Raw genomic sequence first — 15765 nt, 5'->3', positions numbered from 1 at the left:
GCAACTTCCGTGACGGCATGGCAAGGGTGGCGCCCGCCGGCGCGGATAGGCTCCGGACGACCGACACCTTGATCACGATCTCCGGATCGGAGAGGGCGCCACCGCGTGAGCATCCAGCAGATCACCCCCAAGCAGCGGGGCTACCTGATCGTCAACTCCCACCCGGCCGGCAGCGAGGCCACCGTCGACCGCCAGTGGCGGCGCATCGAGCCCGCGGCCGCGACCGGCCGGGCCCCGGTCGTCCTGGTCCTCGGCGCCAGCGCCGGGTACGGCCAGGCGATCCTGCTCGCCGGGCTGCGCCGCCACGGCGTCCGCGGGATCGGCGTCGCCTACGAGGGCGCCGCCACCGAGCGGCGCACCGCCACCGCCGGCTGGTACCGCACCGCCGCGACCTCCGCCCTGGCCGAGGGCAGCGGGGGCGACGTCACCTTCCTCAACGCCGACGCCTACGCCGACGCCACCCGCGCCGAGGTGCTCAAGCTGCTCGCCGAGCGGTACGGCCCGGTCGACCACCTCGTCTACTCGCTGGCCTCGCCCCGGCGCACCGACCCGGCCACCGGCGAGGTCCACCACTCGGTGATCAAGCCGATCGGCTCCCCGTACACCTCGCCGTCCCTGCTCTTCGACGACGGGGCCCCGCAGGTCGGCACCGTCGACCTCGCCCCGGCCGACGAGGCCGAGCGGGCGGCGACCGTCAAGGTGATGGGCGGCGAGGACTGGGGGCTGTGGGTGCGGGCGCTGGTCGAGGCGGACCTGCTCGCCCCCGGCTTCACCACCGTGGCCCTGTCCTACGTCGGCTCCGAGATCACCGCGCCGGTCTACCGGCAGGGCACGATCGGCGCCGCCAAGGAGCACCTGGAGGCCACCGCTCGGGAGCTGCAGACCGGGGTGCTCGCCGACCGCGGCCGGGCGTTCACCGTCGTCGCCGGCGCGGCCGTCACCCAGGCGTCCACCGCCATCCCGTCCATCGCCCTCTACACCTCGCTGCTGCGCAACGTCCTCGGCGAGGACGGCTGGCGCACGACCGACGACCAGGCCGTGGACCTGTGGGAGCAGCTGACCGGCGCGAAGGAGCCCGCCCTGGACGACCGGGGCCGCATCCGCCTGGACGGCTGGGAGCTCGACCCCGCCGTGCAGGACCGGGTGCGGGAGCTGTGGGCCGACCCGGCGGCCGCGCTGGCCGCCGACCCGGCCGGGGCCGCCTGGTTCTACAACCAGTTCCGGCAGCTGTACGGCTGGGACGTCCCCGGCGTCGACTACACCGTCGGGGTGGAGACCTCGGTGCCCTGGCCGGGACAGCGGTAGCGGTCCGGCCGTCGGCGAACCGGGGCCGGACCCGGGTCAGGGGGCGCCGGGTTCGTCGAGCAGCAGCTCCAGGAGGGGCAGCGCCACCTCCAGGGCGCGGCACTGCTCGGGGCTGAGCCGGGCGCTGCGGCGGGCCAGCAGGGCGGTGCGCTCGCGGCGGATCCGGGCCAGCGTCTCCAGCCCGAGCGGGGTGGGGGCGAGCAGCTGGGAGCGTCCGTCCTGCGGGTCGGGGGTCTTGGCGACCAGCCCGTCGGCGACCAGCGGAGTGACCGTACGGACCATGGACGGCACCGCGACGCCCTCGCGTGCGGCGAGTTCGCCGAGCCGCAGCGGCCCGTGCTGCTCCACCCGGGCCAGGGCGGAGAGCTGGGCGGCGGTGAGGTCCTGGTCGCCGGAGGCGCGGACCAGCTGGCGGTTGAGCCGGCCGATCGCCAGCCGGAGCCGGACGACGGCCTCGGCGGACAGGCCGCCGCCGTCCGCGCTCACGGCCCGGGCTCCTTCGTCGGCGGGGCGGCGGGCCGCGCGGGGGCGGGCGCGGTGGTGGCCGGTGAGGCACCGGAGGGTGAGGCGCCGGACGGGACGGAGCCGGACGGTACGGAGGCCGGACGCGCGGCGGCGGGCCGGGTCCGCTCGCGCACCAGCGAGGCGGCCGCGGCGACCAGCGACATCGCGATCGCCAGCCAGAACACCACCACCAGCCCGTCGTGGAAGGGCCCCGAGATCAGCTGGGGGAAGAACTCCCGGCCGGTCAGCGTCCGGACGTTGTCCGCCGGCAGCTGCCCGAGCACCTGCGGGCCCAGCAGCTGCTGGATCGGGTTGTAGCCGAGGAAGGCCGCGAACAGGGTGCCCACCGGCGGCAGCGAGGCGATGGCGTGCGCGTCGGCGGCGGGCACGCCCTGGGCGGTCAGTCCGGCGGTGAGCGTGTGCGGCAGCGAGCCCGCCAGGCCGGCCACCATCAGGGAGAAGAAGACGCCGATCGACAGCACCATGCCGGCGTTCTGGAAGGTGGCCCGCATGCCGGAGGCCGCGCCGCGGGCGGCGGCCGGCACGCTGGACATGATCAGCGAGGTGTTGGGGGCGGCGAACAGGCCGCCGCCCAGGCCGTTGACGAACACCAGCAGGGCGAACCACGGGTAGCCGAAGTCGGTGGGCAGCAGGAGCAGCCCGGCGAAGGACAGGGCCATCACCACCAGTCCGCCGGCGGCGAAGAGCCGGGCCCCGGCGCGGTCGGACAGGTAGCCGGCGACCGGTCCGGCGGCCAGGAAGCCGACGGTCAGCGGGACGAGGTAGATCCCGGCCCACAGCGGGGTGTCGGCGTAGTCGTAGCCGTGCAGCGGCAGCCAGATGCCCTGCAGCCAGATGATCAGCATGAACTGCAGCCCGCCGCGGGCGATCGAGCCCAGCAGGGTGGCCGCGTTGCCGCCCGCGAAGACCGGGTCGCGGAAGAGCGAGAGCGGGAACATCGGCTCGGCGGTGCGGGACTCGACCAGGCAGAAGACGGCGAGCAGGGCCACCCCGCCGAACAGTCCGGCCAGCACCCAGGGGTTGGTCCAGCCCATGGTGTGGCCGCCGTACGGCTGGATGCCGTAGGTGATCGCGGCGAGCAGGGCGGTCAGGCCGACGCCGAAGGTGATGTTGCCCCACCAGTCGATCCGGGCGGGCTTGCGCACCCCGGTCTCGCGCAGCGACCGGTAGGCCCAGACCGTGCCGAGGATGCCGATCGGCACATTGACCCAGAAGATCGACCGCCAGTTCCACTCGGCCAGCAGCCCGCCCAGGACCAGGCCGATGAAGGACCCGGCGATGCCCGCGACGATGTTCACCCCCAGGGCCGTGCCGCGTTGGCGGGCCGGGAAGGCGTCGGTGATGATCGCCGCCGAGTTGGCCATCAGCATCGACCCGCCGACCGCCTGCACGACCCGCCAGCCGATCAGCCACAGGGCCCCGGGCCCGCCGTGCAGCGGGTCGAGGGAGAGCGCCACCGAGGTGAGGGTGAAGATCAGGAAGCCCGCGTTGTAGATCCGCACCCGGCCGTGGATGTCGCCCAGTCTGCCGAGGGTGACCACCAGCACGGCGGTGACCAGCATGTAGCCCATCAGCATCCACAGCAGGTAGCTGACGTTGCCGGGGCGGAGCGGGTCCAGGCCGATGCCGTTGAAGATCGCGGGCAGCGAGATCAGCACGATCGAGGCGTTGACGGTGGCGATCAGGGTGCCGAGCGTGGTGTTGGACAGCGCCACCCACTTGTACCGGGGGTGCTCCGGTGCCACACCGTGGCCGACCGGGTGCGGCCGCCCCGTCCTGCCGCCGTCGGAGAGTCGTGTCGCCACCGCTGCCTCCTGCTGGCCGGCCGGCGGGTCGGCGTGGGGAATTCGATAGCTTCCGCCAACTAACGATAGTCCGGCGGATGTTCGACCGGTAGACCCGGCCGGGGCACGGGGAGCGCGGGAGCTGACCCGGGGCGCGCCGCCCCTCCGCCCTCCGTCGCCCCTCAGCCCTTGACGGACCGGGAGGGCCCCCGGCGGCCGCCCCGGTCCAGCAGTCGGACGGCGAGCGCGGCCAGCAGCGCGGCGGCCAGCGCGTACACGGGCAGCCAGAGCGTGGTCGTCGCGGAGAGGCAGTCGGCGACGGCGTGCCGGGCCTGTTCGCCCTGGGCGGCGGCGAGCGCGGCGCCGTCCCGGGCGGCCAGGTCGCCGAGGGAGGCCTGGGCCTGCAGCCGGGCGTAGTCGCCCAGGCGGGGGCAGTCGCGGCGGGTGCCCGGCATCGGGAACAGCCAGGCCCAGCGCTGCATCGCCGGGGCCAGGGCGAGGGCCACGCACAGTCCGATGACGAGCGTGTAGGCGGCCAGGCTCCGGGCGTAGCCGGACCCGGCGTCGGTCGCGCGGGCCGGCGGGCGGGTGGAGGAGAGGACCACCGCGAGGAGGGTCAGCCCGAGGTAGGTGGAGAACCACTGCCAGGAGCCGGAGGAGAGCGAGAAGGCGAGGACGGCGGCCAGCGCGGTGCCCAGAACCCCGGCCCGCGAGGTCGTCCCCGGGGCGGGGGCGGGCCCCTGGGCGGCTCGGTGGCTGCGGTCGTCCATGTGCTCTCTCCCCTGGCCGGCGGCGGGCCACCAGTCTCCGGGCGGGGCCGTGCCGGGGGCCTCGCACCATGCCGGTCCGCCCGCCGCCTCGCCCGGTTGGCGGGCGGGGACGGCGGGCGGCGCTGGCAGGGCGACGGCGGCGGGGCTACGGCGGCGGGGCGGCTCAGGCCTGCTCGGCCTGCTCGGGCGGCCACGGGCCATGCGCCGCGACCTGGGCGCGCAGCCCGCGCAGCGCCCGGGCGGAGGCGATCCCGACCGCGCCGGCGACCAGGCCGTCCCGGACGCAGACGGCGGCGAAGCGGTGCTCCGCCAGGCTGCCGTCGACCACCTCGAACCGCTCCGCGCCGCCGGGCCGGCCGAACACCTGGACCCGCAGCCCGTACTGGTCGGTCCACAGGTACGGGACCGGCCGGTAGGCCTGCCGTTCGCCGTCCGGGCCGGCCAGCAGGTTCCGGGCCGCGTGCATGGCCTGCTCGGTGGCGTTGGTGCGCTGTTCGAGGCGGTGGTGGCGGCCGGTGCGCGGGTCGGGCCAGGAGGCGGCGTCCCCGGCCGCCCAGACGCCGGGGCCGGCGGCGCAGTAGGCGTCGCAGACCACGCCGCCGTCCAGCGGGACGCCGCTGCCGGCCAGCCACTCGGTGGCCGGTTCGGAGCCGACGGCCATCAGCACGGCGTCGGCGGCCAGTTCGGAGCCGTCGGCGAGCCGGACGCCGACGGCCCGGCCGCGCCGTTCGAGCAGTCCGGTGGCCACGCCCCGGTGCAGCCGCACCCCGTGCTCGCGGTGCAGGCCGGCCAGCAGCGCGGCCGTCTCGGTGCCCAGGACGGCGGCCAGCGGCGTGGCGGTGGAGGTCAGCCAGGTCACCTCGGCGCCGAGCCCGACGGCGGTGGCCGCCGCCTCGGCGCCGAGCAGCCCGCCGCCGACCACCAACAGCCGTACGCCCGCGCGCAGTTCCTCGCGCAGGGCGAGGGCGTCGGCGAGGGTGCGCAGCACGTGCGCCCCGGGCCGCGGCGCGTCGGCGCCCGGGAGCCGGCGCGGGCGGACCCCGGTGGCCACGATGACGGCCTCGCAGCGCACCCGCCCGCCGTCGGAGAGCCGGACGGTCCGCTCCCGGCGGTCCAGCCGCTCGGCCCGGACCCCGAGGCGCAGGTCGAGCCGGAGCTCCTCCAGCGCCTCGGGGCCGCGCAGGGCCAGGCGGTCGGGCTGCCACTCCCCGCCGAGCAGGTGCTTGGACAGCGGCGGCCGGTCGTACGGCGGTTCGGGCTCGGCCCCGATCAGGGTGAGGCGGCCGTCGTAGCCGGCCCGGCGCAGCGCCTCGGCGGCGTGCAGCCCGGCCGCGCCGGCGCCGACCACGGCCACGTCCCGCAGTGCGGTCACGCCTGGTCCAGGGTGATGGCCGAGGCCGGGCAGACCGCGGCGGCGTCCCGGACGGCCTGGTGGAGCTCGGCGGGCGGTCGGGCGTCGAGCAGGACGACGATGCCGTCCTCGTCGCGCTGGTCGAAGACGTCGGGGGCGGCGAGCACGCAGTGCCCGGCGCCGCAGCACTTCTCCTGGTCGATCCGGACGAGCATGGTCTTCCTTTCGGAACGGGCGCCCCGGCGGTGTGGACTCCGGTGCGGGGCAGGTGGGTTGGTGTGGTTCCGGGGGCTCCCGGGGGAGCCCGGGTCACCAGGCGATCGGCAGCTCGTGGACGCCGTAGATGAGCATCTCGCCGCGGAAGCGGACCTCCTCGAACGGTACGGTCAGGCGCAGTCCGGGCAGTCTGCGCAGGATGGTGGCCAGCGCGATCTGCAACTCCAGCCGGGCGAGCGGCTGTCCCAGGCACTGGTGGGCGCCGAAGCCGAAGGCCAGGTGGCGGCGGGCGTCGCGGGTCAGGTCGAGCTCGTCGCCGTCGGGGAACTCCCGCTCGTCCCGGTTGGCGGTGTTGACCATGCAGATGACGCCCTCGCCCGCCGCGATCCGCACGTCGCCCAGGTCGACGTCCTCGGTGGCGACCCGGGTCACGCCGGAGTGCACGATGGTCAGGTAGCGCAGCAGCTCCTCGACCGCGCCGGGCACGGACTCGGGGTGCTCGCGCAGGTGGGCGAGCTGGTCGGGGTTGCGCAGCAGGGCGAGCACGGAGAGCGCGGTCATGTTCGCCGTGGTCTCGTGTCCGGCGATCAGCAGCAGCCGGCCCATGTCGCCGATCTGCTGGGTGCTCAGCTCGCCGCGCTCCACCAGGCGGCTGAGGATGCCGTCGTCGGGGTGGGTGCGCTTGGTCTCGGTGAGCCCGATCAGGTAGTCGACCAGCTTGGCCTGGGCGTCGGCGACGTCCTCGGCGGCGGAGTCGCGGCGCAGCAGGACGCGGCTGCACTCCTGGAAGAAGTCGTGGTCCTGGTAGGGGACGCCGAGCAGCAGGCAGATGACCAGGGACGGCAGCGGCAGGGCGAACTCGTGGACGAGGTCGGCGCCGGAGCGTCCGTCGGTCATCCGGTCCAGCAGCTCGTCGGCGATCCGCTGGATCTCCGGGCGCAGCGCCTCGACCTTCTTGATCATGAACTCGCCGGTCAGCATCCGGCGGAAGTGGGTGTGCTCCGGGGCGTCCATCCGGATGATGGTCGGCCGCCCGGTGTTCAGCTGCCGGGCGCCCGCGCTGATGAACGGGTAGCCGGGCCGGGTGGAGTCGGAGCTGAACCGGGCGTCGGAGAGGACGGCCTTGACGTCCTCGTGGCGGGTGACCAGCCAGCTGGTGGAGCCGTCCCACAGGGTGACGCGGCTGACCGGCTCCTCCTGCCGGGCCTGGTCGTAGGCGGGCGGTGGGGCGAACGGGCAGGTGCCGCGGGCGGCGGGGTGGGTGAATCGGGGGGTCTTCTCGGCGGTGGCCATCAGTGGATCCCCTTCCGGGAGTCGAGCCGTGGGCACCTAGTTACGTGCCCAAAGCAACTAACTGAAAGTCACGCTAACTCGCGTTCCGTGGTGGCGAAAGGGCGGATCGGGTGACGGCCGAAACTGTCCGAAACCCGGCGCCGCCTCCCCGTCCCGGCCGCCGCCCGGACCGGATCGCTACAGTTCCCCCATGTCGGACGAAGAAGACGCCGAAGACGACCGGACCACCGCCTGCCGGCCGCAGGGCCCGAACGGCCTGGACGGCCTGGAGGACGTCCTGGCCACCCTGGCCTACCTGCTGACACGGTCACAGGAGCACGAGCGCCGCACCGCCAAGGCCGGCATCACCGCCGCCCGCTCGGACGTCTACCTGCTGCGCGCGCTCGCCGAGCGCGCGGAGGCCAGCCGGGTGAGCGACCTGGCCGACCGCCTGATGGTCAAGCCCTCCCACGTCACCCGCCAGATCGACCGCCTCCAGGGCCAGCAGCTGGTGGAACGCAGCCAGGACACGCAGGACCGGCGGGCCCGCCAGGTGGCCATCACCCCCGGCGGACGGGAAGTGCTGGACCGCCTGAAACAGGCCAACATCATCGGGCTCGCCGACGCGCTGGACGGCATCCCCGAGGCGGACGTCGTCACCACCGCCACCGTGCTGCGCCACCTCATCGACCGGTACGTGCACCGGGTGCGCGCCACGGGAGCCGACGACGACCCGCTCCCGGACCGGACGGACGGCGCCGCTGGCGCACCGGCTCCGGCCACGGGGCCCAGAACGGCCGCGTACCAAGGCGGTTGAGCCGGGGGAGCGCCCGGGTACGTCCTCCGGCATGTCGGACGAGAAGAACCGCGCCGTGGCCGAGGCGATCCTCCCGCTGGTCGGCGGCGCCGCCAACATCCGCTCGGTCGCCCACTGCATGACCCGGCTGCGGCTGGGCCTGGTGGACCGCGCCCTGGTCGACACCGAGGCGCTCCGGGCGCTGCCGGAGGTCCTGGGCACGGTCGAGGACGACACCTACCAGATCGTGCTCGGGCCCGCCGCCGTCGCCGGGGTCACCGAGCGGCTGCGCCGGCTCCTGGAACCCCCCGGCCCGGTGGCCGCCCCCACCGCCGAGGACCTCGCCGGGCGCGGCGAGCGCATCCGGGCCCAGGGCCGGGCGCGCAACGCGACCCCGGTGAAGCTGGCGCTGCGCCGGATCGCGAACATCTTCGTCCCGCTGATCCCCGCCCTGATCGGCTGCGGGATCGTCGCCGGCCTCTCCGGGGCGCTCGCCAACCTCGGCTGGGCACCGGCGCTGGTCACCGCCCTGGGCCCGGTCTCCTCCGGGTTCATGTCCCTGATCGCGGTCTTCGTCGGCTACAACACGGCGAAGGAGTTCGGCGGCACGCCCGTGCTCGGCGGCGCGGTGGCCAGCGTGATCGTCTACGCCGGGGTCGCCAAGGTGGAGGCCTTCGGCCACCACCTCACGCCCGGCCAGGGCGGCGTGGTCGGCGCGCTCGGCGCCGCACTGCTGGCCGTCCACCTGGAGCGCTGGACCCGCCGCCTGGTGCCCGCAGCCCTCGACGTCCTGGTCACCCCCACCGTCACCGTCCTGCTCGGCGGGCTGGCCGCGCTGTTCGGCCTGATGTACGTCGCCGGGGAGGTCTCCACCGCCATCGGCCACGCCGCCACGTGGCTGCTCGCCCACGGCGGCCTGCTCGCCGGACTCGTGCTCGGCGGCCTCTTCCTGCCGCTGGTGATGCTCGGCCTGCACCAGGCGCTGATCCCGATCCACACCACCCTGATCCAGCAGCAGGGCTCCACCGTCCTGCTGCCGATCCTCGCCATGGCCGGCGCCGGACAGGTCGGCTGCGCGGTGGCGGTCTACCTGCGGCTGCGCCACAACGCCTCGATCCGGGCCACCATCAGGTCCGCGCTCCCGGCCGGCCTGCTCGGCGTCGGCGAGCCCCTGGTCTACGGCGTCACCCTTCCGCTGGGGCGCCCCTTCGTCACCGCCTGCGTCGGCGGCGCGGCCGGCGGCGCCTTCATCGGGGTGGCCGGACAGCTCGGCGACGCCGTCGGCTCCACCGCCATCGGCCCCTCCGGCTGGGCCCTCTTCCCGCTCCTGGCCGGCCCGCACGGACTCCTCGCGAGCGCCGCCGTCTACGGCGGCGGGCTGCTGACCGGCTACCTCGCGGGCTTCCTCGCCACCTGGTTCTTCGGCTTCACCCGCGAGACCCTCGCCGAGTACAACGCCGTTGCCCCGGAGGGGGGTTCGGAATAGCCGCCGGGTCGCCGCCGAAGCGGATCGGCGGCGGTCCGGCGGTCAGGTGGCCAGGAAGCGCTCCCGGTGGACCTGTTCGGCCGGCACCCCTGCCGAAGCGGCGGTGCGCAGCACGGCGTCGACCAGGGGCGGCGGGCCGCAGACGTACAGGTCCGGTGCGGCGCCGCCGAGTTCGGGCAGGGCGGCGGCGAGCAGGTCGGCCGGGGTGCCGGTCGGGCCGGACCAGTCGGGGCCGGGCCAGCGGACGCAGACCTCGTACCGGAAGCCGGGCAACTCGGCGGCTACGGCGGCGAGTTCGTCCAGTCCGAAGACGTCCCGCGGCTCGTTGACGCCGAGGAACAGTCGGGCGGGTTGCGGATCCTGCCACTCGGCCATCCGGCGGACCATCGCCAGCAGCGGGGCCAGGCCGGTGCCGCCGGCCAGGAACCAGCGCGGCCGCAGGCCGGTCTCGTGCAGGCCGAAGGCGCCCTGCGGGCCGTGCACGGTGAGCCGGTCGCCCGGGCGGGCCCGGTCGGCGAGGTAGGAGGAGAAGTGCCCGCCCTCCCGCAGTCGGACGTAGAACTCCAGCCGGCCCTCCCAATTGCCGGTGTTGGCGGGGGAGTAGGCGCGCTTCACCTCGCTGCCGGGTGTCTGGAGCTCCATGAACTGCCCCGGGTCGAACTGGCAGTCCGGGTCGTCGAGGCGCAGCTCCAGCCGCACGGTGTCCGGGGTGACCGGGTCCACCGCCGTGACGGTGGCCGCGCGGACCGGGACGGCGCCGTACAGGACGCGGGCCTGCTCGTACGGCAGGGCGGCGGTCAGCGGACCGCGCGGGAAGGTGCGGCAGAGCAGCACCTCGCCGCGCTCGCGCCCGTCCGGAGGGAGGGCCTGTTCGCTGTGCGGCCCGAGGTCGTACGGCCCGTCGGTGACGGAGGCGTGGCAGGAGCCGCAGGTGCCCCGGCGGCAGGAGGCGGGCAGGGCGGCGCCGGCCTCCGCCGCAGCCTCCAGGACGCTGCGGCCGGGGGCGCAGTCGAACTCCAGTCGGCCGCCGTCGCTGGTGGTGAGGGTGACGGGGTGGGCGTGCCCCGCGCTCACGACGCAGTCCGTTCGAGCGCGGCGGCCAGGTCGGCCGCCGGGTCGCCGGCCACCCGCAGGCCGAACCGCTTCACCAGCTCGTCGACCAGGGCGGGGGTCAGGAAGCCGGGCAGCGAGGGGCCGAGGTGGATGTCGCGGATGCCCAGCGCGAGCAGGGTGAGCAGCACCGCGACGGCCTTCTGCTCGGTCCAGGACAGCGCCAGGGTGAGCGGCAGGTCGTTGATGTCGCACTCGAAGGCGTCGGCGAGCGCGGTGGCGATCCGGATGGCGGAGTAGGTGTCGTTGCACTGGCCGAGGTCGAGCAGCCGGGGGAGGCCCGCGATCTCGCCGAAGTCGTGCCGGTTGAAGCGGTACTTGGCGCAGCCGAGGGTGAGCACCACGCTGTCGCGGGGCGCGCCGAGGGCGAGGTCGGTGTAGTAGTCGCGGCCGGGGGTGGGGCCGTCGCAGCCGCCGATCAGGAAGAAGTGCCGGATGTCGCCCTGCCGCACCGCGTGGACGACCTGGTCGGCGACCGCGAGCACGGCGTCCCGGCCGAAGCCGACGGTGACGGCCTGCTCGTCGTCGGCGGTCTCCGGGAAGCCGGGCAGGGCGTGGGCGGCCTGGATCAGCGGGCGGAAGTCGTGGTCGGCGAGGTGCCGGACGCCGGGCCAGCCGACCGGTCCGGCGGTGAAGATCCGGCGGCGGTAGGCGGCGTGCGGCTCGATGACGCAGTTGGAGGTCATCAGGACCGGGCCGGGGAAGGCGGCGAAGTCCCGCTGCTGGTCCTGCCAGGCGCCGCCGTAGTTGCCGGCCAGGTGCGGGTGGGCCTTGAGCAGCGGGTAGGCGTGGGCGGGGAGCATCTCGCCGTGGGTGTAGACGTTGATGCCCTGGCCCCTGGTCTGCACCAGGAGGGCCTCCAGGTCCCGCAGGTCGTGTCCGCTGACCAGGACGGCCTTTCCGGCGACCGGGGTGGTGCGGACGGCGGTGGGCCGCTGGGGCCCGTAGGTGCCGGTGTTGGCGGCGTCGAGCAGTTCGATCGCCGCGAGGTTGAGCCGGCCGAGGCCGACGGCGCGCTCCAGCAGTTCGGCGGGGTCGGTCGGCTCGCCGGCCAGGTAGGCGAGGGCGTCCTCGACGCCGCCGAGCACCTCGGCGCTGCGGCGGCCGAGCACGTCGGCGTGGTGGGCGTAGGCGCAGATGCCCTTGAGCGCGTAGAGGTGGAGCGCGCGGAGCCCGACCACCTCGGGCCCGACCAGGGGGAGCCCGATGTCCACCCGGACGCCCGACGCCTGGCCGACCAGGGCGCCGGGGTCCGCGGCCGGGGCCCAGGCGGCCGGGCCGGTGAGCGTCTCCGGCTGCTGTCCGGCGGCGCGCGCGGCCCGCTCGTACCGGTCCCTGGTCCGGTTCCGGACGCCGACGGCCAGCTGGATCAGGGCGGCGAAGCGGGTGGGGTTGAAGTTGACGTTGGTGAGCGTGGTGAAGAGCGCGTACAGGACGAAGGCCGCCGCCTCGTCGTCCGGGTCGCCGAGGGCGCGCGCCTTGGCGGCGTACTGGGAGATGCCCTTGACCGCGTGGATCAGCAGGTCCTGGAGGTCCGAGGTGGGGGAGTCCTTGCCGCAGTTGCCGATCGGACCGGCGCAGCCGGGGGTGGCGCCGGTGCGGTCGGTCTGTTCGCACTGGTAGCAGAACATGCGGGTCCTCCGGGGACTCGTGGTGTCGTTCGGTGGCGGCGGGCGGACGGGGCCTCGACGAGTCCAGGATGGGGCCGCCGTTGACGGCGCGTCAGGGCCGGAGGGCCCCAATCCGGGGTCGGGAGACCCAGTCGCCCCGGCGTCCGCCGCGTCCGATCGGGTGTACGTGTCGCGGCGTTCAGACGAAACGGTTGGCGGGTCGCCGCTGCTCGGGGCTCCGACGAGAACACTCCGAGGGCTGTTGTTCGGTTCATATGAGGAAAGGACTGTGGTGAAGCCCAGTCAGAATCAGGCGACCGCCGTCGGCTGGAGACGAAGGCTCGGCAGGGTGATGGGATCCGCCCTGGCCCTGACGCTCGTCCCCTTCGGCATGTCGCTCATCGCACCGTCGGCCGCCCAGGCGGCCGGCCTGCCGGGCGGCCTGGGGCCCTGCCTGGGCGCGGACTGTCCGGCGACGTTCCCCCCGGTCAACAACGGCCCCTTCGCGGGCCGCGACGCCGGGGTGAACGTCTTCGTCGGCGGCGACTTCAACGTCCGGGGCTCGGCCGCCGAGGCCGAGGGGCACGTGGTGACCCTCGGCAACTTCGACATGAGCAAGGCCGCCGGGGTCAGCTCCGTGTACAACATCGGCATCGTCGGCGTCGGCTCGCGCGTCCCCCCGCCGAACGGCGCGGACTTCCTCACCGCCGGCGGCAACGTCACCGTGGCCCCGGGGCAGTCGCTCCTGGCCGAGGGCGGCGTCGTCCGCTACGCGGGCGCCACCACGGGAACCGTCACCGGCACGAAGGTCCACGACCCGCAGGCCGTGGCCGCCTACGCGCCGCTGCGCGGCGAGCTGCAGACGGCCAGCGCGTGCTACGCCGGGACCGGCACCCCCCGCCCGGCCACCGGAACCGCCGTCAACCAGGGGTACCAGACCCTGTTCACCGGCGACGGCACCTCCGCCCTCCAGGTCTTCAACGTCGACTTCGACATCGTCGGCCGCGGCGGCGGGACCCAGGGGGTCACCTTCGCCGGCATCCCCGCGAACGCGACCGTCCTGGTCAACCTCGTCGGCGACGCCCGCACCATCAACACCTACAGCGGCAGCCTCGCGGACACCGACCCGTGGAACCAGCTGCGCGAGCGCCTGCTGTGGAACTTCCCCACCGCGACGACCGTCACCCTGACCGGCTCGGGGCAGTTCCAGGGCAGCGTGCTGGTCGGCAACCCGGCCAGCACCGCCACGATGAACCTGCCCGGCCTGAACGGACGGTTCTTCACCACCGGCTCGCTGCTGCACAACTCCGGTCTGGGCATGACCGGGACCGAGTTCCACGCCTACCCCTTCAACGGCGACCTCCCGGAGTGCGGCAACCCGCCGGCCCCCACCGCCTCGACCAGCGTGACCAAGGTCGACTCGGCCACCGGGCAGACCCTGGCGGGCGCCACCTTCCAGCTGTGGAAGGAGAGCAACGGCGTCGCCGGCCTGCAGACCACGGGAACCACCCCGGACACCAAGGTCGGCGCCCCCTGCACCACCGGGCGCAACGGTGTCTGCTCCACGGCCGACCTCCCGCTGGGCACCTACTACTGGGAGGAGACGACGCCGCCGCCCGGGTACGACCTGCCCCAGCCGCCGGTGACGACCGTGGTCCTCGGCACGAACGGGCAGACCGTCCCGGTCACCGTCCAGGACACCACGAGCCCGGTCGTCGAGACCGGGTCCACCAGCGTGACCAAGGTCGACTCCGCCACCTCGCGGCCGCTGGCGGGGGCGACCTTCCAGCTGTGGCACGAGACCAACGGCGTGCCGGGGCTGCAGACCACGGGGGCCAATCCCGACACGGCGGTCGGCTCCCCGTGCGTCACGCCCGCGTCGGGCGTCTGCTCGGCGTCCGGCCTCCCGCTGGGCACGTACTACTGGCAGGAGACGGCGGCGCCGCCCGGGTACGACCTGCCCGGGCTCAACGTGACCACGGTCGTGCTGAACACCAACGGGCAGAGCGCCCCGGTCACCGTCGCCGACACCCCGGCCGCCGCTCCGACCGCCTCGACCAGCGTGACCAAGACCGACTCCGACAGCGGGCAGCCCTTGGCGGGGGCGACCTTCCAGTTGTGGCGTGAGACCAACGGCGTCGCCGGTCTGCAGACGTCCGGGGCGACCCCGGACACCGCGGTCGGCTCCCCGTGCGTCACCCCGGCGTCCGGTGTCTGCTCGGCGTCCGGCCTCCCGCTGGACACCTACTACTGGCAGGAGGTCTCGGCGCCCGACGGGTACGACCTGCCCGACCTCAACGTGAACACCGTCGTGCTGGACGCGAACGGGAAGAACGTCATGGTCACCGTCGCCGACGCCAAGACCATCGCTCCCACCGGGTCCACCTCCGTCACCAAGACCGACGCGGCCACCGGACAGCCGCTGGCGGGGGCGACCTTCCAGTTGTGGCACGAGACCAACGGCGTGGCGGGCCTGCAGACCTCCGGGGCCAATCCGGACACGGCCGTGGGCTCCCCGTGCGTTACCCCGGCGTCGGGTGTCTGCTCGGCGTCGGGGCTCCCGCTGGGTACGTACTACTGGCAGGAGACGGTGCCGCCGCCCGGGTACGACCTGCCGCAGTCCGCGGTGACGACCGTCGTCCTCGACACCAACGGGCAGGACATCCAGCTCCCCGTCCAGGACACCCACTCGACCGCCCCCACCGGGTCCACCTCCGTCACCAAGACCGACGCGGCCACCGGACAGCCGCTGGCGGGGGCGACCTTCCAGCTGTGGCACGAGACCAACGGCGTTCCGGGGCTGCAGGCCACCGGCCCGAATCCGGACACGGCCGTGGGCTCCCCGTGCGTCACGCCCGCGTCGGGCGTCTGCTCGGCGTCGGGGCTCCCGCTGGGTACGTACTACTGGCAGGAGACGGTGCCGCCGCCCGGGTACGACCTGCCGCAGTCCCCGGTGACGACCGTCGTCATCGACCTGGGCCGGCCGAACGTCCAGGTCCCCGTCCAGGACACGCAGACGCCGACCGCCCCGAGCGGGTCCACCTCCGTCAGGAAGGTCGACGCCGACAGCGGGCAGCCGCTGGCCGGTGCCGTCTTCCAGCTGTGGCGGGAGAGCAACGGCGTGGCCGGTCTGCAGACCACGGGGGACAACCCCGACACCGCCGTCGGCCCGCCGTGCACGACCCCCGCGTCGGGCGTCTGCTCGGCGGACCACCTCCCGCTGGGCACGTACTACTGGCAGGAGGTCTCCGCACCCGAGGGCTACAACCTGTCGCGGCCCTCGGTGACCAGGGTCGAGCTGACCGGGGACCACGCGTGCGTGACGGTCACGGTCGAGGACAGCAAGTGTCCGCCGCCGCCGTGCCCGCCCACCCCCTGCCCGCCGGGCGACGAGTGGAGTCCGTACGTGCGCTTCACGCCCGTGCCGGGCTTCCTCTGGGGCGCGGACGCCTGACCGCATGACCGGCCCGTGCCCGCCGAAGCCTCCGCGCTTCGGCGGGCACGGGCCCGCCCGGACGGCGCCCCGGACGGCCCTGGGCC

Annotated in this window: 12 protein-coding genes; 4 read left to right on the top strand and 8 right to left on the bottom strand. The window is 74.7% G+C overall.

The features are described 5' to 3' along the window. Window positions 1-105: 105 nt before the first annotated feature. On the top strand, window positions 106-1305 hold the full coding sequence (locus ACWDD9_RS32525) for an enoyl-[acyl-carrier-protein] reductase FabV (RefSeq protein ID WP_449813569.1): 1200 nt from the start codon (window positions 106-108) through the stop codon (window positions 1303-1305). Between the two features lie 36 nt (window positions 1306-1341). On the opposite strand, the gene ACWDD9_RS32520 is transcribed toward ACWDD9_RS32525, so the two are convergent. The 6 genes from ACWDD9_RS32520 to ACWDD9_RS32495 all read right to left on the bottom strand — a co-directional run bounded on the left by ACWDD9_RS32520 (window position 1342) and on the right by ACWDD9_RS32495 (window position 7244). Next, complete coding sequence (locus ACWDD9_RS32520; RefSeq protein WP_449813568.1) at window positions 1342-1791, bottom strand: MarR family winged helix-turn-helix transcriptional regulator; 450 nt, start codon at window positions 1789-1791, stop codon at window positions 1342-1344. After that, a complete protein-coding gene (locus tag ACWDD9_RS32515) occupies window positions 1788-3575 on the bottom strand; it encodes an MFS transporter (RefSeq protein WP_449813585.1) in 1788 nt (595 codons plus the stop codon). Before ACWDD9_RS32515 ends, ACWDD9_RS32520 begins: the two co-directional genes overlap by 4 nt. A gap of 221 nt (window positions 3576-3796) precedes the next feature. Next, the gene (locus ACWDD9_RS32510) at window positions 3797-4384 is read right to left on the bottom strand and encodes a hypothetical protein (protein ID WP_449813567.1); all 588 of its coding nucleotides are present in this window, start codon (window positions 4382-4384) and stop codon (window positions 3797-3799) included. Window positions 4385-4547: 163 nt separating this feature from the next. After that, a complete protein-coding gene (locus tag ACWDD9_RS32505; RefSeq protein WP_449813566.1) occupies window positions 4548-5756 on the bottom strand; it encodes an NAD(P)/FAD-dependent oxidoreductase in 1209 nt (402 codons plus the stop codon). After that, on the bottom strand, window positions 5753-5950 hold the full coding sequence (locus ACWDD9_RS32500) for a ferredoxin (protein ID WP_049654383.1): 198 nt from the start codon (window positions 5948-5950) through the stop codon (window positions 5753-5755). Before ACWDD9_RS32500 ends, ACWDD9_RS32505 begins: the two co-directional genes overlap by 4 nt. Window positions 5951-6044: 94 nt before the next feature. Then, on the bottom strand, window positions 6045-7244 hold the full coding sequence (locus ACWDD9_RS32495; protein WP_449813565.1) for a cytochrome P450: 1200 nt from the start codon (window positions 7242-7244) through the stop codon (window positions 6045-6047). Between the two features lie 190 nt (window positions 7245-7434). On the opposite strand from ACWDD9_RS32495, the gene ACWDD9_RS32490 reads away from it, so the two are divergent. Both ACWDD9_RS32490 and ACWDD9_RS32485 read left to right on the top strand, forming a co-directional pair. After that, a complete protein-coding gene (locus tag ACWDD9_RS32490; protein WP_117486441.1) occupies window positions 7435-8040 on the top strand; it encodes a MarR family winged helix-turn-helix transcriptional regulator in 606 nt (201 codons plus the stop codon). A 31-nt stretch (window positions 8041-8071) separates the two neighbouring features. Further along, the gene (locus ACWDD9_RS32485) at window positions 8072-9505 is read left to right on the top strand and encodes a PTS transporter subunit EIIC (protein ID WP_449813564.1); all 1434 of its coding nucleotides are present in this window, start codon (window positions 8072-8074) and stop codon (window positions 9503-9505) included. A gap of 42 nt (window positions 9506-9547) precedes the next feature. Here the strand turns inward: ACWDD9_RS32485 and ACWDD9_RS32480 are convergent, their stop codons facing one another. Both ACWDD9_RS32480 and hcp read right to left on the bottom strand, forming a co-directional pair. After that, a complete protein-coding gene (locus tag ACWDD9_RS32480; RefSeq protein WP_449813563.1) occupies window positions 9548-10579 on the bottom strand; it encodes an FAD-binding oxidoreductase in 1032 nt (343 codons plus the stop codon). Beyond that, window positions 10576-12246: a hydroxylamine reductase gene (gene hcp / locus ACWDD9_RS32475; RefSeq protein WP_449813562.1), complete on the bottom strand. Its 1671-nt coding sequence runs from the start codon at window positions 12244-12246 to the stop codon at window positions 10576-10578. The genes ACWDD9_RS32480 and hcp overlap by 4 nt, the downstream gene beginning before the upstream one ends. A gap of 331 nt (window positions 12247-12577) precedes the next feature. Here hcp and ACWDD9_RS32470 point away from each other — a divergent pair, with 331 nt between their 5' ends. Then, the gene (locus ACWDD9_RS32470) at window positions 12578-15679 is read left to right on the top strand and encodes a SpaA isopeptide-forming pilin-related protein (RefSeq protein ID WP_449813584.1); all 3102 of its coding nucleotides are present in this window, start codon (window positions 12578-12580) and stop codon (window positions 15677-15679) included. The last annotated feature ends 86 nt before the right edge of the window (window positions 15680-15765 follow it).

This window comes from Kitasatospora sp. NPDC001119, assembly GCF_053598475.1.
The sequence above is the reverse complement of the archived record's forward strand: the minus strand, read 5'-3'. Positions and strand labels throughout refer to the sequence as shown.

What these genes read in the sequence shown, in the direction of transcription:
- hcp (WP_449813562.1), bottom strand. Translation starts at nt 12,246, where the DNA reads ATGTTCTGCTACCAGTGCGAACAGACCGACCGCACCGGCGCCACCCCC.
- ACWDD9_RS32490 (WP_117486441.1), top strand. Translation starts at nt 7,435, where the DNA reads ATGTCGGACGAAGAAGACGCCGAAGACGACCGGACCACCGCCTGCCGG.
- ACWDD9_RS32485 (WP_449813564.1), top strand. Translation starts at nt 8,072, where the DNA reads ATGTCGGACGAGAAGAACCGCGCCGTGGCCGAGGCGATCCTCCCGCTG.
- ACWDD9_RS32500 (WP_049654383.1), bottom strand. Translation starts at nt 5,950, where the DNA reads ATGCTCGTCCGGATCGACCAGGAGAAGTGCTGCGGCGCCGGGCACTGC.
- ACWDD9_RS32495 (WP_449813565.1), bottom strand. Translation starts at nt 7,244, where the DNA reads ATGGCCACCGCCGAGAAGACCCCCCGATTCACCCACCCCGCCGCCCGC.
- ACWDD9_RS32470 (WP_449813584.1), top strand. Translation starts at nt 12,578, where the DNA reads ATGGGATCCGCCCTGGCCCTGACGCTCGTCCCCTTCGGCATGTCGCTC.
- ACWDD9_RS32510 (WP_449813567.1), bottom strand. Translation starts at nt 4,384, where the DNA reads ATGGACGACCGCAGCCACCGAGCCGCCCAGGGGCCCGCCCCCGCCCCG.